The sequence below is a fragment of the Alteromonas sp. AWM4_230 genome (assembly GCF_056158305.1).
The window spans coordinates 2,947,164-2,966,182 of sequence record NZ_JBSWTB010000001.1 but is presented as its reverse complement, the minus strand read 5'-3'; the positions used below and the strand labels follow the sequence as shown (position 1 = coordinate 2,966,182).

At 43.9% G+C, this 19,019-nt stretch carries 17 protein-coding genes; 5 read left to right on the top strand and 12 right to left on the bottom strand.

Annotated elements, in window-relative coordinates:
* Nucleotides 1-54: 54 nt before the first annotated feature.
* Entirely contained in the window at nt 55-2,043 is a 1,989-nt protein-coding gene (locus ACXACS_RS12795; RefSeq protein ID WP_474807085.1) for a sulfotransferase, read from the top strand.
* Between the two features lie 80 nt (nt 2,044-2,123).
* On the opposite strand, the gene ACXACS_RS12790 is transcribed toward ACXACS_RS12795, so the two are convergent.
* The gene (locus ACXACS_RS12790; RefSeq protein ID WP_474807083.1) at nt 2,124-2,588 is read right to left on the bottom strand and encodes a hypothetical protein; all 465 of its coding nucleotides are present in this window, start codon (nt 2,586-2,588) and stop codon (nt 2,124-2,126) included.
* Nucleotides 2,589-3,026: 438 nt separating this feature from the next.
* On the opposite strand from ACXACS_RS12790, the gene ACXACS_RS12785 reads away from it, so the two are divergent.
* Nucleotides 3,027-3,215 carry a hypothetical protein gene (locus ACXACS_RS12785; RefSeq protein WP_474807081.1) on the top strand — a complete coding sequence of 63 codons (189 nt, stop codon included), beginning with the start codon at nt 3,027-3,029 and terminating at the stop codon, nt 3,213-3,215.
* 216 nt (nt 3,216-3,431) lie between these two features.
* Here ACXACS_RS12785 and ppsR read toward each other — a convergent pair whose 3' ends face one another.
* Complete coding sequence (ppsR, locus tag ACXACS_RS12780; RefSeq protein ID WP_049586695.1) at nt 3,432-4,244, bottom strand: posphoenolpyruvate synthetase regulatory kinase/phosphorylase PpsR; 813 nt, start codon at nt 4,242-4,244, stop codon at nt 3,432-3,434.
* A gap of 271 nt (nt 4,245-4,515) precedes the next feature.
* Between ppsR and ppsA the strand changes: the two genes are divergently transcribed.
* Nucleotides 4,516-6,888, top strand: a complete 2,373-nt coding sequence (gene ppsA / locus ACXACS_RS12775; RefSeq protein WP_474807079.1) for a phosphoenolpyruvate synthase — start codon at nt 4,516-4,518, stop codon at nt 6,886-6,888.
* Between the two features lie 293 nt (nt 6,889-7,181).
* The gene (locus ACXACS_RS12770; RefSeq protein ID WP_474807077.1) at nt 7,182-7,331 is read left to right on the top strand and encodes a hypothetical protein; all 150 of its coding nucleotides are present in this window, start codon (nt 7,182-7,184) and stop codon (nt 7,329-7,331) included.
* Between the two features lie 203 nt (nt 7,332-7,534).
* On the opposite strand, the gene ACXACS_RS12765 is transcribed toward ACXACS_RS12770, so the two are convergent.
* The 3 genes from ACXACS_RS12765 to ACXACS_RS12755 all read right to left on the bottom strand — a co-directional run bounded on the left by ACXACS_RS12765 (nt 7,535) and on the right by ACXACS_RS12755 (nt 10,870).
* Nucleotides 7,535-9,796, bottom strand: a complete 2,262-nt coding sequence (locus tag ACXACS_RS12765) for a molybdopterin cofactor-binding domain-containing protein (RefSeq protein WP_474807075.1) — start codon at nt 9,794-9,796, stop codon at nt 7,535-7,537.
* Complete coding sequence (locus tag ACXACS_RS12760) at nt 9,793-10,299, bottom strand: (2Fe-2S)-binding protein (protein ID WP_474807073.1); 507 nt, start codon at nt 10,297-10,299, stop codon at nt 9,793-9,795. The genes ACXACS_RS12765 and ACXACS_RS12760 overlap by 4 nt, the downstream gene beginning before the upstream one ends.
* A gap of 355 nt (nt 10,300-10,654) precedes the next feature.
* Nucleotides 10,655-10,870, bottom strand: coding sequence for a PGPGW domain-containing protein (locus tag ACXACS_RS12755; RefSeq protein WP_179983293.1), 216 nt, complete (start codon nt 10,868-10,870; stop codon nt 10,655-10,657).
* A 416-nt stretch (nt 10,871-11,286) separates the two neighbouring features.
* Here ACXACS_RS12755 and ACXACS_RS12750 point away from each other — a divergent pair, with 416 nt between their 5' ends.
* A complete protein-coding gene (locus ACXACS_RS12750; protein WP_474807071.1) occupies nt 11,287-11,703 on the top strand; it encodes a DUF4826 family protein in 417 nt (138 codons plus the stop codon).
* 47 nt (nt 11,704-11,750) lie between these two features.
* Here ACXACS_RS12750 and ACXACS_RS12745 read toward each other — a convergent pair whose 3' ends face one another.
* The 7 genes from ACXACS_RS12745 to ACXACS_RS12715 form a co-directional block, all read right to left on the bottom strand.
* Nucleotides 11,751-12,209 carry a GNAT family N-acetyltransferase gene (locus ACXACS_RS12745; protein WP_474807069.1) on the bottom strand — a complete coding sequence of 153 codons (459 nt, stop codon included), beginning with the start codon at nt 12,207-12,209 and terminating at the stop codon, nt 11,751-11,753.
* Nucleotides 12,210-12,218: 9 nt separating this feature from the next.
* Nucleotides 12,219-13,385 carry a cupin domain-containing protein gene (locus ACXACS_RS12740; RefSeq protein WP_474807067.1) on the bottom strand — a complete coding sequence of 389 codons (1,167 nt, stop codon included), beginning with the start codon at nt 13,383-13,385 and terminating at the stop codon, nt 12,219-12,221.
* 338 nt (nt 13,386-13,723) lie between these two features.
* Nucleotides 13,724-14,566, bottom strand: a complete 843-nt coding sequence (locus ACXACS_RS12735) for an adenylate/guanylate cyclase domain-containing protein (protein WP_474807065.1) — start codon at nt 14,564-14,566, stop codon at nt 13,724-13,726.
* 105 nt (nt 14,567-14,671) lie between these two features.
* Complete coding sequence (purB, locus tag ACXACS_RS12730; protein ID WP_474807063.1) at nt 14,672-16,039, bottom strand: adenylosuccinate lyase; 1,368 nt, start codon at nt 16,037-16,039, stop codon at nt 14,672-14,674.
* 13 nt (nt 16,040-16,052) lie between these two features.
* A complete protein-coding gene (hflD, locus tag ACXACS_RS12725) occupies nt 16,053-16,679 on the bottom strand; it encodes a high frequency lysogenization protein HflD (RefSeq protein WP_334058349.1) in 627 nt (208 codons plus the stop codon).
* Nucleotides 16,679-17,806, bottom strand: coding sequence for a tRNA 2-thiouridine(34) synthase MnmA (mnmA, locus tag ACXACS_RS12720; protein WP_474807061.1), 1,128 nt, complete (start codon nt 17,804-17,806; stop codon nt 16,679-16,681). The genes hflD and mnmA overlap by 1 nt, the downstream gene beginning before the upstream one ends.
* Nucleotides 17,807-18,230: 424 nt before the next feature.
* Entirely contained in the window at nt 18,231-18,773 is a 543-nt protein-coding gene (locus ACXACS_RS12715) for an rRNA large subunit pseudouridine synthase E (protein ID WP_474807059.1), read from the bottom strand.
* Nucleotides 18,774-19,019 lie beyond the last annotated feature (246 nt).

The window sequence follows — 19,019 nt, the reverse complement described above, 5'->3', positions numbered from 1 at the left end:
TCTATGAGTTCGCCGTTTTTTGTTTTTACGCTAATTTAAAAACAGGCGTTTTTAATGACACAAGAAGAACAAAAAGAAATACAGCAGTTAAAGCAAGGGCTTATGCAATCACAGCATCAGGCCGTCATTTCTGGATGCAACGATATACTTCGACGGGCTAAAGACCCGTTGGGGGTAAGCCAAAACACCCTCAAAGAGGTGCTATATTTAAAAGCGGTAGCATACCGTCTATTGGCTGATGTAAGCAGCGCCATCGAAACGTTAAATGAACTCATTGCATACTTCCCAAATTACGCCCGGGCTTACCAAGAACAGGGTTACTGTTACTTGGCTTCTGATCGCAAAAAGGCTGCGCATAGTTTTTATCAGGCAACACGATTCAACCCAGCGTTATTAACGGCATGGCTTCAGCTTGAAAAAGTGTACAAAGCAGATGCTCAAACACAAGCACTAGCGCTTTGTCAGCAGCAAATTGCATTTCTAACATCTTTGCCCAAGCCGTTATTAGGTGCGACAGATCTAATGCACGAAGGGCAATTGCACAAAGCTGAACAAGTATGCCGACAATTTCTAGCTAGTCATGAGCATCACCCTGAAGCAATGATGTTACTTGCCGAAATTGGGATTCAATTGAAAGTATATAGCGACGCTGAATTCCTATTAGAAAGCTGTGTAACTCTCTACCCTGAAAATGACAGAGCTGCCGCGGCCTACCAAAACCTGTTATCTAAACTGGGTAAATTTCCTGATGCCGCGGCTGTTGCGAACAAGCGACTCAGACAATCACCAGATAACTTCACTGTAAAAGTAGGCTTGGCGCACGCGCTGGTTGGTATTGGTGAGTTAGAGCAAGCCATTGACCTTTATAAAGAGTTATTAAAAGAAAGCGAGGATAGGCCTGCAGTTTGGGTAGCACTTGGGCATGCCCTAAAAGCAAAAGGTGATATTGACGATGCGATACAGGCGTATGAGAAAGCCATTGTATTTGAAAAGGACTTTGGCGATGCATACTGGAGCTTAGCGAACACAAAAACCTATCGATTTAGTGATGACCTGCTCAGGCAAATGGTCGCGCTGGTAGATGCTGATGCGACAAAATTGGATGATGAAATTCATATTTGCTTTGCTTTAGGAAAGGGATTTGAAGACAGAGCAAATGCCTCCCGCGCGTTTAAGTACTACGCACGGGGCAACAGTCTTAAAAGGCGTACGCTACAGTTTGATATTGCTAAAACTGAGAAGGCATTGCAGGCTCAGAAGCAGGCTTTTACAAAGGAAAGCTTTGACAAAGCGCAAGGCTGCCAGGAGTCCGCTCCTATTTTTATTGTTGGCCTTCCTCGGGCTGGTTCAACCCTACTAGAGCAAATCCTCGCGTCGCACTCTCAAGTGGACGGTACGATGGAACTGCATGACATATTAGGGATAGCGTCGTCACTTAGTCATCAGACTACGCCTTACCCATTAAATGTATCAGCATTAGATGAAGAAACACTGTTAAAACTAGGTGAGCAATATATTCAGCAGACGAAAGCGTACAGACAGGGCGCGGCATTTTTCATTGATAAAATGCCTAATAACTTCATTCACATAGGCTTAATTAAAAAGATACTGCCTAACGCCAAAATTATTGATGCACGCAGAAACCCAATGGACTGCTGTTTTAGTGGCTTCAAACAGTTATTCGGTGAAGGGCAAGAGTTCAGCTATTCACTTGACGATATTGGCCGTTACTATAATGCTTATGAACAGCTTATGGATCATTGGCATAGTGTAATGCCCAGGGAAATTCTAACTGTACAGCACGAAGATGTTCTGGATGATTTGGAAGGGCAGGTTAAACGCATTCTAGATTTTTGTGGGTTAGACTTTGAGGAATCATGCTTAGCGTTTCACCAAACCAAACGTGTGATTAAGACTCCAAGCTCTGAGCAGGTTCGCCAACCTATATACAAAACAGGTATGGGGCAGTGGAAACCTTTCGAAAACTATTTAGCTGAGCTTAAACAAGCGCTCGGTAGAGATACGTCGCAGACAAATACTTGATGGATAGCCGAAAATAAAAAGTCATGGCTGCCTTTAAGCCATGACTTTTTATGAATTAGTTAAAGCGTATCAACCACCTTTTAAGGCTGATAAGGTAGAGAAGATTGATGAAGGATAATGCGAATTTTTCCGTCTTCACATTGTTTGAAAACAAAGCTCTTGTTTACGAAGATATGGCTGTCGTCTTCGCCGATAAAGTGTACGTTACACTGAACAATGGCAAGTTCACCATTCAAAATAAAGTCTTCTTTGCTGTACCAAACCTTCACCCATGGCTTCAATTTAAAGCCATTATCGTTTGGATAGTCGCTATTACCGCCTACGAAATAAGATAACGCGCCTTCTTTAGTTGGGCGAAATGTTTGCGAGCCGAAAGTAAGCGTAGGTTTAAAGAGTACTTTTCCATTATCGTAGTCGTAGTTATCTGACAGCACTTGTGAAGCGAATGCTTTTACATCGCCACCTTCAGCGTGCACTTTACCTACCGCTACTACATTGTCGCACCAAGTTTGTAGTGCGCTATGAACCATTTCTTCTGTGAACATGTTATTTCTCCTAAGACGATGTGTAATGTTATATTGTATCAATTGATTTGTTTACAATATCGATAAATTGATGAATTGTAACTGTTTATCCGTGATAGTCATTTTCTATCAGTAAGCGCTTAGACCTGCCGACTGCATAACTTTAACTTTTCCAATAAGACAAGCTGTTATCTGTTAGACATTAAAAAATGGTAATCATTCCTAATCTAATCTTCTGTCTTCACCGTTACAACGTTATCTGATGTCGAGTTTTTAAGCTCGTACATCTTAAATGCTTAGACTTATTGTGGAAGGTTTGGTCATGAATGACGTTACACAGCTAATATTGATGTATTTCATTATATTGCTGCTACCGCAGGGCCGAGGGAGTCTTTAATTCAACAGCCGTTGCTACCGTTTTAAAGTTTTTATCTATATGTAGAGGAGTTGATAAGAGGCATGAAAGCAAAAGAAAAAAGTTCACGAGAAAAAACGACGTTGTCTTCAGATGAAGAAAACCAATCTGATAGTAAAGCGGACGTTTCACATCAGGATGCAGAAGCTGCGAGCCCTTATGCATCATCTGTTGCAGGTGAAGAAGACCCAGGTGTAGCTCTTGAAGAATGGGTAGAAAGCAACAAAAAATGACGCTTCAATAGTAAATGATAAAAGGCCACGCAATACCTCAAAGACAGGGGGCGCTTTTGCCTGGTTAGCCTCCACTAGACCAGAATCTAGGTCATGTGGTGCCCTGTTGCTTTACAAAAGTTAAAGGCACCGCCGCGACATAAAAGAGCGCTCTATAAAACACAGCGGGTAAATACCGCAGCTTCGTACAAAGTTACTGATAATTTAAAAGCCCGCTTAGTATTTACGACGTTTGAGCCCCGTCTCTGCCAGTATTTTTGCTGAGATCTCTTCAATTGAATACTTAGTGCTATTCAAAAACGGGATCTTTTCCTTTCTATATAAGTTCTCTACTTCACGAAGCTCCATTCGACATTGTGGCAGCGATGCATATTTGCTGTTTGCACGGCGCTCTGAACGTATTTGATGGAGTCTATCCGCTGCAATCGTTAACCCGAAAAGCTTATGTTTAAATCTACGTAAAGCAGGAGGGAGCTTTAGCATGTCGCCCATATCTTCCTCTGTGAAAGGGTAGTTGGCTGCTTTTATTCCGTATTGAAGCGCTAAATAAAGGCTTGTGGGGGTTTTACCCGAACGGGATACCCCGGTAAGTATGATATCGGCTTCGTCGTAGTCTTTTAGGTTAGAACCATCGTCATTAGCCAACGCGTAGTTCACGGCTTCAATTCTAATGTCGTAGGTGGTTTCGTGGATACTATGTGTACGATGTTTTTCTGGTTTTGAAGGAACACCCAATACTTTTTCTAGTGGCGCGACAAATTGATCGAGAAAATTATAGTTAATGCCTACGGATTTAGAGATTATCTTGCGAATATCTACATTCACAATTGTATAAAAAACGAGCGGCCTTTCTCCGGTGTCTTGAAAACTTTCAGAAATTTGCTGCAAAACTTTGTGAGCTTGTTCCTCAGTTTCAACGAAAGGAATAGTGTTGTGATTGAAAGAAACGGGAAACAGAGAAAGCAGGGCGTGGCCAAAGACCTCTGCGGTGATGGCTGTACCATCTGAAATATAAAAAGCTGTGCGCACAACATATCCTTAACATTGGTGTAATTTTATTACAAAAGTAATAAAGGGTTTACTTTCTGAATTTCCCCATTCTAAGATGATTTCGTCGAAAAGCTACACGGTTCTTGTGAATGACGGCAAATTTCAAAGGTTTGCTGTCAAACGTAATGGACAGCGTTAACAGTGGTTTTCGCCACGTATCGACAACAATTTGATGAGTTTCAGGTGATAAAAAGCACAAACCTGAAATTAACCTCATACCCTACACATAAAAAAGCTGGAGGCTTGGGCTGTGCAAGAATACGTACTTTGGTATCAAGAACTGGGCATGCATGATGTGGGTCGCGTAGGCGGCAAAAATGCATCATTAGGCGAGATGATCTCAAACCTGGCGAACGCCGGTGTGCAGGTGCCGGGTGGTTTTGCTACCACCGCCGAAGCATTTAATGAGTTTCTAGAGCAAAGCGGCCTAGAAGCGCGTATCCACGAAGTCTTAGACTCGCTAGACGTAGACGATGTGAATGCACTTACCGAAGCGGGTAAAAACATTCGTCAGTGGATCATCGACACGCCATTTCAAGGCAAATTAGAAGAAGAAATCAAAACTGCCTTTGTCACGCTTCAAGGTGATGCAGGTGAAGAAGCATCATTTGCAGTGCGTTCTTCGGCTACCGCAGAAGATATGCCTGACGCGTCATTCGCAGGGCAGCAAGAAACTTTCCTAAACGTTAAAGGTTATGAAGCCGTGCTGGTGGCTATCAAGCACGTATTCGCATCACTGTTTAACGACCGCGCTATTTCTTATCGTGTTCACCAGGGCTACGACCATAAAGGTGTAGCGCTATCTGCTGGTATTCAGCGCATGGTGCGCAGTGACATCGCTTCATCGGGCGTTATGTTTACTATCGATACAGAGTCTGGTTTTGAGGACGTTGTATTCATCACCAGTTCATTCGGTTTAGGCGAAATGGTGGTACAGGGTGCGGTTAACCCTGATGAATTCTATGTTCACAAACCAACGCTAGACAAAGGCTTACCTGCAATCGTTCGTCGTAACCTAGGCAGCAAGCTTACTAAGATGGTGTATTCAGATGATGAAGCTCACGGTAAACAGGTATCTATTGTTGATATTGATGCTGCCGACAGCAAAACTTTCTCATTAACCGACGATGAAGTCATGGAGCTTGCTAAGCAGGCACAAATTATTGAACAGCACTACAAGCGCCCAATGGACATTGAATGGGCCAAAGACGGCGCAGACGGCAAACTTTACATTGTTCAGGCTCGCCCAGAAACAGTGCGCAGCCGTGAAGACTCACAAAGTATTGAGCGCTTCCAACTAAAAGGCCAAAGCAACATCGTTGTTGAAGGCCGCGCAATTGGTCACAAAATTGGTGCTGGTGTAGCGAAAGTACTTGATTCAATTGAAGAGATGGACAAAATCCAAGCGGGTGATGTTCTGGTAACTGACATGACAGACCCTGACTGGGAACCTATCATGAAGAAGGCGTCTGCCATTGTTACTAACCGTGGCGGTCGTACCTGTCACGCGGCAATCATTGCTCGTGAGTTAGGTATTCCTGCGGTAGTAGGCTGTGGTAACGCGACTGAAAGCATCAAAAATGGCGACAAGATTACTGTGTCTTGTGCCGAAGGTGACACCGGCTTCATCTACGGTGACGAACTAGAGTTCGACGTAGTGACATCACGCATTGATGCCATGCCCGACCTTCCGCTTAAAGTGATGATGAACGTGGGTAACCCAGACCGCGCATTCGACTTTGCTCGCTTGCCAAACGCAGGTGTTGGTCTTGCTCGCCTTGAGTTCATTATTAATCGTATGATTGGTGTGCACCCTAAAGCGCTGCTTAATTTCGACAGCCAGCCAGAAGAGTTGAAAGAAGAAATAAGCGACATGATCGCAGGTTACGAATCACCAACGGAATACTATATCGAGAAATTGGTAGAAGGTATTTCAACCATTGGTGCAGCTTTCTCACCAGAGAAAGTTATCGTTCGTATGTCAGATTTCAAATCGAACGAATACTTCAACCTAGTGGGTGGTTATCAATACGAGCCAGATGAAGAAAACCCAATGTTAGGTTTCCGTGGTGCGAGTCGCTATATTTCTGAAGACTTCCGCGACTGTTTTGCCCTTGAATGTGAAGCAATTAAACGCGTTCGTAACAAAATGGGATTGACCAACGTTGAGATCATGATCCCGTTTGTTCGCACGCTAGAAGAAGGTCGTCAGGTCATTGAACTTCTTGAAGAGCAGGGCCTTAAGAAAGGTGAAAATGGCCTTCGCGTTATCATGATGTGTGAACTACCATCGAACGCATTGCTTGCCGATAAGTTCCTGGATATCTTCGACGGTTTCTCAATCGGCTCTAATGACTTAACGCAGCTAACGCTGGGACTAGATCGCGACAGCGGCCTTATTGCACACTTATTTGACGAGCGTGACGAAGCGGTGAAAGCACTGCTTTCAATGGCAATCCAAGCTGCGAAGAAACGCGGTAAATACGTGGGCATTTGTGGTCAAGGCCCATCTGACCACGAAGATTTCGCCGCCTGGTTAGTAGAAGAGGGTATCGATTCCGTATCGCTTAACCCTGATACTGTGGTCGAGACATGGCTATACCTTGCTGAAAAGCATGGCTAAAATACAAGCGCAGAGTTCTATATTTGCAAGGTGACTTGCCAGTGTAGCGCTCAGTAGATAAGAGTTAAAAAGAGACCTTTGGGTCTCTTTTTTTGTTTGGGCAACTGTAACAGTTCGTGTCGGTTTAAGTAAGATTTATGCCAGCTTCACATTCCTCAAAAAAACTATGGTTATTTCCTAAAAGTATGCGCTTTTGAACATTGTTTACATGACTTTATGTAATTTAAAGTGTAATATTTCAAAGTGACTTTCACTTTGAATCTTTCATTAATAAATAACTTGGTTGAATTCTCATGGCACATAATGACAGCGCGGTTTCAGTAAATAATACCGAAGAAAATGTTATGCAGGCTGGCTCAGTAGTGGAGCAGTTGGCGCAAGCTCAAAAAGAAATTAACGAACTTAAGATGCAGCTGATGTGGATGGAACGCAACTACGAATAAGTATTGCCTTTCAAATTAGAAGTGGAACTAGCGTTGATTGATTACAAGAATAGCTCTATCTTTTGTAATCATTCAGGATAACTTTCAGTGAAACTTTCAGTTCTGCTTTCAAAGAAAGGGTAATCACATCATTTGGTGATTACCCTTTTTTCTATCAATCTTCACCTTTACCGCAAAAAGCCTTTTGCGGTAAGGGTAAGTTTCTAAGCTTTTAGCTGGTTACCAATAGGTAACTGACGAATACGCTTACCACACGCAGCGAAAATAGCATTACACAAAGCTGGCGCATATACCGGCGTTGCAGGTTCACCCACACCTGCTGGCGGTGCATCACTTTCGATTACTTCTACGTCTACTTCTAGCGGTGAATCGCTCATACGCGGTACACGGCAGTTGTGGAAGTTACTTTGTTGTACGCGACCTTTATCAAAGGTAATACCGTCACTGATAGCGGTCGTAATACCGTAAACCGAGCCACCTTGAGTTTGGTTCTTAACCGTATCGGTGTTAACTACAGTACCTGCGTCAATCGCTACCCATGACTTGATCACGTTGAGATCGCCAGCGTCAGACACTTCAACTTCAACCACTGTAGCTACATAAGTTAAGAAGCTGCGGTGTGCTGCTATTCCAAGGCCGCGGCCTTTAGGCATCTCTCGCCCCCAACCTGCCATATCAGATACTTTTTCGATGACATTGCGCAGGCGGCCGGTATCTAGTGGATAAACAGATTTATCGCCCCAATAGTTGTTGTATTCGGCTTTTTGCTCGGTAACATCAATAACTCTGTCAGGACCGATAACCTCTAAAAGGTAATCCTTAGCATCTTTCCCTGCCTTGTGCGCCGCTTCATTGATAAACGACTGAACGGCAAAGGCGTGAAAGATATTTGATACAGAACGCATCCATCCAATACGTGCTTTTGCTGGTGCTTCACCGCGCTCTAACTTCATATTTGGCGTTAGAATAGGGTTGTCAGTAAAGCCCAAATCTAGCTCAAAGCTAAACGGTGCGTTTGCACCTTCTTGGAAGGTTGAAGCAATAGGAGAAAACGCAGTTCTGTGAAGGTATGCGTCAATCTTACCGCTTTCATCTAACGCCGCTTCGACATGTTGGGCCGACACTGCATGATAGAAACCGTGTTGAATGTCGTCTTCACGGGTCCACTGAACGCGAATTGGTTTGCCCGTCTTCATTGAAAGGTATGCTGCTTCAGCAGAAAAATCAGGCTTAGACTTACGACCAAATGCGCCGCCTAGCATGGTTACGTGAACATTGATTTTTTCTTTGTCCATACCCACCATAGCGCCCACAGTTTCCATATCAGCCTGTGGATTTTGTGTTGCAGCCCATACGTCAACGCGGTCTTTGTAGTACATGGCAGTCGCGCATGGCGGCTCCATGGGGGCTTGTGCTAAATGGGGCACATAGTAGTCGGCAATTAGCTTGTCGCTGGCCTTTTCTAAAACGCTTACCGCATCGCCTTTTTCTCTAACAAGAGCTTGTGGCGCATTTACCGTGTTAAGCAACTGCTCTTTAAAGCTTTGTGAATTGTAGTCGCCGTTTGCACCATCATCCCAAGTGACTTCAAGTGCCTTGCGGCCTTGCCACGCCGCCCATGTGTTGTTTGCAATAATTGCAATACCACCTTTAGGCTGGAATTGTGGCGCGCCTTTAGGCGCAGGCATTTCAATAACGTCAACCACACCTTTAACCGCTTTTGCCTTATCTGCGTTAAAGCTTTTTACCTTTCCACCCACTACAGGCGGCCTTTCAATAATGGCAACAAGTGCTTTAGGCTCACGAACATCGGCGGCAAAAGTGGCTTTGCCGGTAACGATATCTTGGAGGTCAATGTGCGCCATACCGGTATTAATGTAACGCCATTCTTTTCTATCTTTAAGGGTAAGCTTATCTGCTTCTGGCGGCGTAATAGTCAGTGCATCATCAATTAAGTCTTTATAGGCAAGGGTTTTACCTGAAGTGTGGGTTACCACATGTTGCTCGGCAACACAGCTAGTAGGTTCAACACCCCAACGCTTGGCTGCAGCATGTTGCATCATATAGCGTACGCTGGCGCCCATTTCACGCAGGCGCTGCATATTAAAGCGGATACTGCGCGAGCCATCGGTGTTTTGGTCACCGTATTTAGGGTCGCCTTTGCCCTGAATAACAATAACCTTATCCCAAGCCGCTTCCATTTCGTCTGCCACAATTTGAGCAATTGCGGTACGAATTTGCTGACCCATTTCACTACGGTGGCAGGTAACTTCAACCATGCCGTCTGGGCGAAGTGCAATAAACAAGTTTGCGCGCTTTGCGTTTTCTGCTGGTTTAGCTAAAACGCCTGCCATAGCGCGAGGAGCACCGCCCATAAAGTAAGTACCAAGAACTAGAGCGCCTGCCGCAGCTGTCGATTTTAAAAAGCTGCGACGATTCATATCGAAATAGGTGTTCTCACTCATGCTTCTTCTCCCGCTTTGCTTGGGTCAAAGTAGCTAACGCCCGCATTACCACTTATTGACTTCGACGCTGACTTAATAGCTTTATGTATGCGAGGGTAGGTGCCGCAACGGCAGATGTTGCCAGACATATTCTGGACAATTTCTTCGTCGCTCGGTGTTGGGTTGGTGGATAACAGGCTTGCTGCCTGCATAATTTGTCCGCACTGGCAGAATCCGCATTGCGGAACTTTATGTTCTACCCATGCTTTTTGAACGGGGTGGTCGCCGTTTTCACTTAACCCTTCGATAGTCGTAATCTTTTTGCCTTGAACTGCGGACACAGGCAATACGCAAGAGCGTTGTGCCATGCCGTCTATATGGACAGTACAGGCGCCACATTGCGCCATACCACAGCCAAACTTAGGTCCTGTAAGGTTTAATTCGTCACGAAGGTACCACAACACTGGTGTTGATGGGTCACCAGAAAATTCGTGTTTGTTACCATTAACGGTAAACGTGATCATGGTCTTGTCTCCATAGGTAAGCGATAAAGATGAACTACCCAAGCAGTACTGTGTTATCTGAACACACTACAAGATTCATACTTATACGGTTACATTGCCTGATGATACGAACTATCTAAGATGCTGAACATGCAGAGATATATGCCACTACTATTATTATTAAAGGCTTCGCAATTGTTATTTTAAATTACGTTAACACGCATTTAATCGTTACGCATTTACATAAGATTAAATGTTAAGTGTCTGCGATAAAATAACGCAGTAATTGCGACAGACATTCTTTTGAAGTAAGAGGAATGTGAGTTGAATGAGCGAAGCGAGTATGCGATTGGGGTAGAAAAAACTTCGGTAAGCGCTATCGAAGCTTTCGCATAAGAAGAAAACGGTCTATTTTGCGTGCGCTCATTGTCATTGTTCGCTGACTATACTTAAGCCAGCCACGTGCTCTCGGCCAGTCGTAACTCAACAGTACTAAACCTGCTACGACAAATAGGATAGAGCCAGGAAGTAGTGTTAACACAATTCCGCCGACAAATAAAATTGCTCCCAGAGTAAGTCTTAGTATACGCATTTGCCTGAACTCGCCTTAAAATATTTGATGTCTTTAAGTGTCGCCCAACTTCAACGGTTTGCCAATAATAAAAATGTAAATGTTTGTGCCTGTCTAGTATGGGGGAAAGCCCATTTCAACATTAGAAAACAATATTGAAGGGCTGTTATTAAAAGGCAAACACAAAGTAAGCCTCGTACTATTGTCGAATAAATAATCGTTTAAAGGCCCAAGTCTTGTGATCAAGCCGAATGCGGTGGAAAGCGCGCTGGAAATGCAGTACAAAGGGGCAAAGACAGAGTAATAGTTAGCGCTATACCACAGGGTTCTTTGAAAAAAGATCAGTGTAAAACCGTAAACTATAGCGCAACTATTGCTTAGGAATTCACGCAACGAAGTTTTGCGTAACAAAAACAAATATAAGAAAGAGACCAATTATGGCTGAACAACAAGAAAGACAACCTATCAGTGAAGAAGAACACGGGAATTGGGTAAGAGAGCAGTTTCAAAAAGCAAATAAGTTTCTAGCAGAAAACGGTGTATTGCTTGACACTGTTATCACTGAGGATAGCCGTTACTTAATGCCATATTTGGCGGTTTGGAAGATTAAAGCAATGGACGGTAAGTTTTACTGGGTAATTAGTGGCGACTTACCTTCTGATTACACTTCAGTGGACAACGCTAAAAATGCGAAAGAAGTACTGCGCCATTTTTCTATGCATTGGCAACTTAAAGCAGAAAATTTGATTAACGCTAAAAACGCTGATGAAAGCCAAAAGGAATTTGGTGCACTCTTAATCAATAGAGCAGAGAATTTGTTTGCCATGCAAAACACCCCAGAGCTTTGGGCGTAACAAGCAAGGCTTACAATCAGGTTATGTTGCGCTAGGTAACAAGCGAGCTAGTGAAGCTGGGTAACGTCTGGCAGAGGAAATCGCTCTGCCGGACATTGAAGCCTTTGTCTGGGAACGCCCGCGTCCATAAACACGTTTCCGTCTGGTTTAAACCCAATAGATTGGTGATACGACACGCTTTCCAAATTACAGATAACTTTGATTATGGGAAGGTTATTTTGTTTAGCTGCCGCAACTAAAGCGCCAAACAAAGCGCGATAAACTGGGAGTGTTCTGTGACAGCGCTTAACGGCAATACGGCCAAGTTCACCTTTTTTCGTTAAGCGCCCCGTGGCAATGGGTTCATTTTGATCGTTGACTATCAGCACATGGCACGCCGAGCTGTCGTGTTCGTCGAACTCGCTAGCTTCCGGTACTTGCCACTCTAAAACAAATACATGTTCCCTAAGTGCTTTAAGTCGATGTTTATCCTTTTCCCAATCGACGTTTTGTATCGTAAACGCCATATTTTTTTGTTAATCCTCGGCCCATTCCCAATAACCATTATTAATAAGTGTAGTTAAGGTTTCTAAAAATGTAAAAGAAGGCGCATCTTGGCAACATGTTGCGTTCAAAACCGTACCCGATGCTAGCACTTCGAACCATTCTTGGTCACTTTTCGCAAAAGTGAACTGACTTCCGTTTACATAAAGAGCGCGCGGTAAGCCACGTTTGCCATCACAAATTAATGCGCGAATACCGGGCGCAGGAGCAAAGCTAATCCCTGCCGCGAATTCATTTGCAATTTGCTCTAAGGTGACTTCATCGTCGAGAGGGAATTCCGGAACACCTTGCTCACTCATGGCTTCGAGAAGAGAAAGAGTGAAATCTTCACTATTAATAGCGTCTATCAGTTGCTGTTTTAGTGCTGCAACATCGCTAGCATTAACTAACGCGCTGCTTGATTGTATTGTTCTGCCAGCATCGGTAAAGCGGTAATTTCCAGCACCTTTATCCAGCATCATTGCCAAGCTTTCTGCCAATTGCAGGTTGTCCGGCGCGCGATAGCCCACCGAGTAGGTCAAGCTGTCTTCAATCGTAGCGCCATCATGAGGCCAGCCCGGCGGCACATATACCACATCGCCAGGTTCACAAATAACGTTTATGACAGGCTCAAAGCCTTCAATTTGTCTTAGTTTCGGGTGTGGGCACACTTCTTTGTAGTCTGCAGGTTTACCTACACGCCAGCGCCTTTTTCCTTGACCTTGTACAAGGAACACATCGTATTGGTCGATGTGAGCCCCAACACCCGCTCCATTTGTTGCGAAGCTTACCATCAGGTCGTCTAGTCGCCAGTTAGGAACAAAAGAAAAAGGTGCGAGAATTGGCGCAACGTCCGGTACATACTTATCAACGCCTTGAACAAGTAGCGTCCATTTGCCCTTGCATGCTTTTTCGAAATCAGTAATTGGGCCTTGTTCAACGTGCCAGTTTCCTTGGTCATTACTTATAATTCGAGCGTCGACATCTGATTCTTGTGCGAGCCCTGCTAAGTCATTTTCATCTATAGGATCTGCAAAGTTTGGAAAAAAATTCTTTATTACCACCGGCTTTTGCTGCCAGTAATGCTTTAAGAAAGTTTCGGCATTAAAACCTGCACCTGTTTGTGCATCAATAAAGTATGTATTGTCGTTGGTGCTCATCGCATCTCTTTTTTATAAGCCAAAATTAGTGGTGTTTCCTCGCAAAGCTTAGTGAAACTAATTACACAAAGCGCGGTTTACATATGAATAAAGCACAAGTTAGCGCAAAGCATAGACAAAAGCGTAAAAATAGAACTAAGGCGAGGTGATAGTGTAAAAGCGGCATTATCAATTATTGAAAAAGGGATTGCCACCTTATTGTCTGAAAAGCTTAGCGAGAATATTGGTGAGCATTGATGATAAACATAGGCTAGCGCTCAAAGTATGAAAAAGAAAAAAATATATAGAGTAGAGATAAATGCTTGTTGCTCAAATTGTATTTTTACCCTCGTGCCTATCTAGCAGATGTAGGCACTCAATACTGCCGTTTTCACTTTAATCTTCGTGTTGTAAAGCGCTAGTGGGCCAACTTGATTTGTTAAAATCCGAATTGAGCTTTGGTTACCGTTATTAGACCCACAGTTATTAGATTCATAATGTTTAACTGAACCTTCGGTTGCTGGGAGGTCACTTTTTATATTACCTGCGTTTAGCGCGTGGTAAGTTTTTTCACATATCGCAATAGTGTTAGGAGCGGTGAACTGTTCTAACATTGCTGCTTTGTTCACGGTTGCTCCCCAAATATCAAAGCCTGACGATACGCGAGAAGAGTAACCTGTCAGTAGAGCACCGGCGGCAATACCTGAACGTAGCTGACAAGACGAAGACATCAATAAAGTGTGGCTACTAACAAGATTGCGAGCCTTTATGGCAAAATCCATCGCACAGTGTGCTACGTCTTGAAGTACCCGAAAAGATTCATGTTGATAAGCGTTGTGAAGGTAAGGTTTAGCAAAACTAGTTTCACTGCAAAACCCCACGGCAATATATTGATCGCCGTTGGTTTTTAAGGGCACGAGCGCTAAATCGTATGCTGTTTCATCAAACTGGCTAAATAGCGTTTCCACAATACCCGTGCACATAGTGTCACCGTATTGCTTTGCTAAACCTTGATAATTCGACAGGTCACAAAAAATGACGACGGCGCATTGCACTTCGTGTTTTACGCTTACAGCTTTATTATCACCGCTTTGTACATGGTCAGCATTTCGTAAGGGGTTCGGGAAAGGGGGCTTTGAAGTCAGACTGCCTTGCTCACTAGGCGTGACATGACCTTTATCGTTATTTTTGCGTAAGTCCATCTACATGCTCCCAATTAATACCCGTTTAACGGTTAAATAAAAAGTAGGTATAAAAAAACGCGGTGCTTTTGACCGCGTTTTTAGTGTAGTGGAAAGGGTTAGCCCTTATAACTGATCTACAAGCCTGATTGCATCACCAATGTAAGTTGCCGGCGATAAGGCTTTTAGCTCGGTTTTCGCAGCATCCGGCATGTCTAAATTGTCGATAAACTCGGCGATAACTTCAGCATTAACTTTCTTGCCACGCGTTAACTCTTTAAGTTTCTCATAAGGCTTTTCAATACCGTAACGACGCATTACCGTTTGGATAGGCTCTGCTAATAGTTCCCAGTTATTATCTAGCTCGTTAAGCAAGCTCTGCTCGTTAACTTCTAGCTTACTAATACCTTTTAGCGTGGCTTGATAAGCGATAACTGCATATCCCACACCTACACCAAGGTTACGAAGTACCGTTGAATCAGTAAGGTCGCGTTGCCAGCGCGAGATTGGCAGTTTGGCAGCAAGGTGGTCAAAGATAGCATTGGCTAAACCTAAGTTACCTTCTGAGTTTTCGAAATCGATAGGGTTAACTTTATGCGGCATAGTGGATGAGCCAATTTCGCCAGCAACAGTCTTCTGTTTAAAGTGACCAAGTGCAATATAACCCCAAACGTCGCGATCGAAATCGATAAGTATGGTGTTAAAGCGGGCAATAGCATCAAACATTTCAGCGATATAATCGTGAGGTTCGATTTGCGTAGTGAATGGGTTCCAGGTAAGGCCAAGTGAGGTAACGAACTTTTCTGAAACGCCGTGCCAGTCTACATCTTTATAGGCAGACAAGTGTGCATTGTAGTTGCCCACAGCACCGTTAATTTTTCCAAGCAGTTCAACGCCCGCAATTTGACTGCGCTGACGCTTCAAGCGAATAGCCACGTTTGCCATCTCTTTACCCATAGTAGTAGGAGAGGCTGGCTGACCGTGGGTACGGGCCATCATAGGTACATTCTGATAACGCTTAGCAAGTTCTACTAGCGCTTCGATTAATTTGTCACAGTAAGGAAGAATAACCGTTTCACGGGCTTCACGAAGCATTAGGCCGTGTGAAAGGTTGTTAATGTCTTCAGACGTACACGCAAAGTGAATGAACTCGTTAACCGCAGAAAGCTCACTGTTGTCTGCAACTTTCTCTTTAAGGAAGTACTCAACAGCTTTTACGTCATGATTTGTAGTGCGCTCAATTTCTTTGATGCGCATCGCATCTTCAACGCTAAATTCCGCTACTATTTTGTCTAGTAGTGCATTTGACGTGTCTGAAAAGGCAGGAACTTCTTCAATTTGTGGGTTAGTAGAAAGCATTTGTAACCAACGTACTTCTACTTCTACACGGTATTTTAACAAGCCGTACTCACTGAAAATACTGCGTAATTCTACGCTTTTGCCAGCATATCGACCATCGACAGGGGAAATTGCAGTTAACTGACTCAGTTCCACCTTAAGCTCCTCACTAGTTTATTAATCGTAGTGCTTTAACAGCACTGTTAAGAATGTGTTTGCGTTTAAATAATATATTTCTTCGTTTGCCGCCCATCTGACGCCACATCACCGCAGCCCTTACGCCCGCAAGTAAAAGGGCACGTACTTTGTGCTGATTAGCAGGTTGGCTCAAATAGTCTGGGTTGCCCGCCACTTGAATACGCGGAGCTAACGGGCTGATAATATCGCTGTAAATACTGGCTAATGAGGACACAATTTGCGGGTTTTGAAAGTCTACGTGGGCAAGCTGGCGCTGAACATGTGAAATGCGTTCACCGAGTTCCTGCATAGCTTTAGGCTTTCTGGCTAGCTTTCTTTCAAGACCTAAGATGCTTGCGATATAGCGGGTTAGCTCTGTGTCTTTTGTTGCTTGTTTGTCAGATAATTGCGCAGCAAGAGTAGTGTAACCGGTTTTTAGATTAGACAGTTGCCCAAACACCTGTTGAGGAGTTTCAGGGTCGGTAACCAGTATGCTTGATAAACTTGCTTCAATGGCTTCGTTTTCAGCAGAGCCTCGTCTGGCTAGCTGCTGCACTAGCGCAGCAGCCTGACATACCCCAGCTAGGGCCAAATTATTTTCTATATCGGTATCTAGCATCAGCGAATGTAACTCTCAATAATACCGCCGCCAAGGCAGACCTCTTCACTGTAAAATACCGCCGACTGGCCAGGTGTTACCGCCTTTTGTGGTTCGTCAAACACTACTTCAATGGTGTCGTGTTCAGTTGGTGTAATAGTACAAGGGATATCCGCCTGGCGATAACGCGTCTTAACCACCGCGCGCATAGGCTCATTGAGTGTTTTTCTGTCTACCCAATGTAGCTGCTTGGCAACCAAACCTTTTGAATAAAGGCGAGGGTGATCGGCACCTTGACCAACAATAAGAACATTGCGGGCAACGTCTTTATCTACCACATACCAAGGGTCATCACCGTATTTAGCTAAACCGCCAATATGAAGGCCTTTACGCTGACCTAAAGTGTGATACATCAAACCTTCGTGTTGCCCAATTTCTTCACCTTCTGCGGTTTCGATAACGCCAGGCTGCGCTGGAAGGTAGCGGGCTAGGAAGTCTTTAAACTTACGTTCGCCGATAAAGCAGATCCCTGTTGAATCTTTCTTATCATGGGTAATAAGCCCTTGCTCTTCAGCTATTTTACGCACCAGTGGTTTTTCAATATCACCTACAGGGAAAAGGGTTTTAGCAACGTGTTCTTCACCTAGCGTATACAAGAAGTAACTTTGGTCTTTGTTGTTGTCGAGACCGCGCAACATCTGCCATTTACCGTCTACCTCACGGCGGCGAACATAGTGTCCTGTGGCTATATAGTCTGCACCAAGATCTTCTGCAGCGAACTCAAGAAACGCTTTAAACTTAATTTCTTTGTTGCACATAATATCTGGGTTAGGAGTTCGGCCTGCTTTGTATTCTTCTAAAAAATACTCAAATACGTTATCCCAGTATTCTGCAGCAAAGTTGATGGTGTGCAGCTCAATGCCTAGCTTGTCAGCAACCGCTTGCGCATCTTTTAAATCTTCCGCAGCGGCGCAGTACTCATCGTTATCATCTTCTTCCCAGTTTTTCATAAAAAGACCTTCAACCTGGTATCCCTGCTGTTGAAGCAGGTAGGCTGAAACAGACGAATCGACACCGCCGGACATGCCGACGATCACTTTTTTGCTGGCGTTAGATTCAATATCACTCACTACAGATTGCACACTCATTTGATTAATAAAAAAGAAACCTTATTTGTTAATGGGGTCATGCATTAACATATTTATGAATTTGCCAATACACTAACTCATTGGGTGGGCTATTCCACCAAGCCGCTATCCACCAAGCTACAATGCAAGCTGCAACATGAGCTTCACCGTAAGCTTTACAGTAAGAAAGCACGAACAAACAGGCCCGTTTTCGAGGTCGCGGATTTTATCAGATTCCGATCGGTAATTCACATCTAATCCTTATCTGATTAAGTAATTAAATATGTACGTGGACAAGCTTGGTATTTAACGCATTAATGTTTCCGTGCATTAAGAACCACAATAAGGTACAGCTAGGCCTATCGGTCGATATATTTCCAGCTTCTCGGTGCCACATTAGTGTGGTCGTCAAAGGTGAATTCAAGTATCGGATTTGCTTTTATAATCAAAAGCTCACGTACTTGCCATTTTCAATGCCATCTATGGTCCAACTGCCTACTCGATATCTTATAAGGCGAAGGGTAGGGAAACCTACGTGTGCGGTCATACGCCTGACTTGTCGGTTTCTGCCTTCTGTGATGGTAATTGACACCCAGCTAGTTGGAATAGATTGTCTAAAGCGCACAGGTGGATTTCTTGGCCATACGTCAGGCTCTTGCATTGCTTTTACTTTGGCAGGGCGTGTCATACCGTCCTTTAACTCAACACCGTCGCGTAGTGCCTGCATGGCTTTTTCGTCCATGACACCTTCAACCTGCACCCAATAGGTTTTGCTGGTCTTGGCTTTGGGGTTTGCCAGTTTGTGTTGAAGCTTACCATCATTAGTGAGTACTAAAAGGCCTTCAGAATCTCGGTCTAGGCGGCCCGCAGCGTAAACATCGGGAATATCAATATAATCTTTTAGCGTCTCTCTACCGTCCGCGTCGGTAAATTGAGAAAGAACTTGAAAGGGCTTGTTAAACAGCACCACTTTGGCGTTTGAAGACATGTTACTTCCGCTTGTTGATTGTCGAGATTTCGGAGGGGATTTTACTTCAAATCAAATTAACGCGCTTGAGAAAATTTAGTACAAATAGACGTTTCTGCACAGTAGTTTGTCGATAAATTCGGTGATCTTATGTGCTAAGACAATGGTATGACTTGTAACTCAAACTTTCGACCCTATACTAATGGTCGCTCCCATTTTTATAAGAGAGCGCATCTGCATAATTATTAGACAGTTTTAGCAGTGACA

Coding starts and splice junctions, on each gene's coding strand:
- ACXACS_RS12765 (WP_474807075.1), bottom strand. CDS start 9,796: ATGAGTGAGAACACCTATTTCGATATGAATCGTCGCAGCTTTTTAAAA.
- ACXACS_RS12745 (WP_474807069.1), bottom strand. CDS start 12,209: ATGGCGTTTACGATACAAAACGTCGATTGGGAAAAGGATAAACATCGA.
- ACXACS_RS12755 (WP_179983293.1), bottom strand. CDS start 10,870: ATGCGTATACTAAGACTTACTCTGGGAGCAATTTTATTTGTCGGCGGA.
- mnmA (WP_474807061.1), bottom strand. CDS start 17,806: ATGAGTGTGCAATCTGTAGTGAGTGATATTGAATCTAACGCCAGCAAA.
- ACXACS_RS12785 (WP_474807081.1), top strand. CDS start 3,027: ATGAAAGCAAAAGAAAAAAGTTCACGAGAAAAAACGACGTTGTCTTCA.
- ACXACS_RS12735 (WP_474807065.1), bottom strand. CDS start 14,566: ATGGACTTACGCAAAAATAACGATAAAGGTCATGTCACGCCTAGTGAG.
- ACXACS_RS12715 (WP_474807059.1), bottom strand. CDS start 18,773: ATGTCTTCAAACGCCAAAGTGGTGCTGTTTAACAAGCCCTTTCAAGTT.
- hflD (WP_334058349.1), bottom strand. CDS start 16,679: ATGCTAGATACCGATATAGAAAATAATTTGGCCCTAGCTGGGGTATGT.
- ACXACS_RS12770 (WP_474807077.1), top strand. CDS start 7,182: ATGGCACATAATGACAGCGCGGTTTCAGTAAATAATACCGAAGAAAAT.
- ACXACS_RS12795 (WP_474807085.1), top strand. CDS start 55: ATGACACAAGAAGAACAAAAAGAAATACAGCAGTTAAAGCAAGGGCTT.
- ACXACS_RS12740 (WP_474807067.1), bottom strand. CDS start 13,385: ATGAGCACCAACGACAATACATACTTTATTGATGCACAAACAGGTGCA.
- ACXACS_RS12760 (WP_474807073.1), bottom strand. CDS start 10,299: ATGATCACGTTTACCGTTAATGGTAACAAACACGAATTTTCTGGTGAC.
- ACXACS_RS12790 (WP_474807083.1), bottom strand. CDS start 2,588: ATGTTCACAGAAGAAATGGTTCATAGCGCACTACAAACTTGGTGCGAC.
- ACXACS_RS12750 (WP_474807071.1), top strand. CDS start 11,287: ATGGCTGAACAACAAGAAAGACAACCTATCAGTGAAGAAGAACACGGG.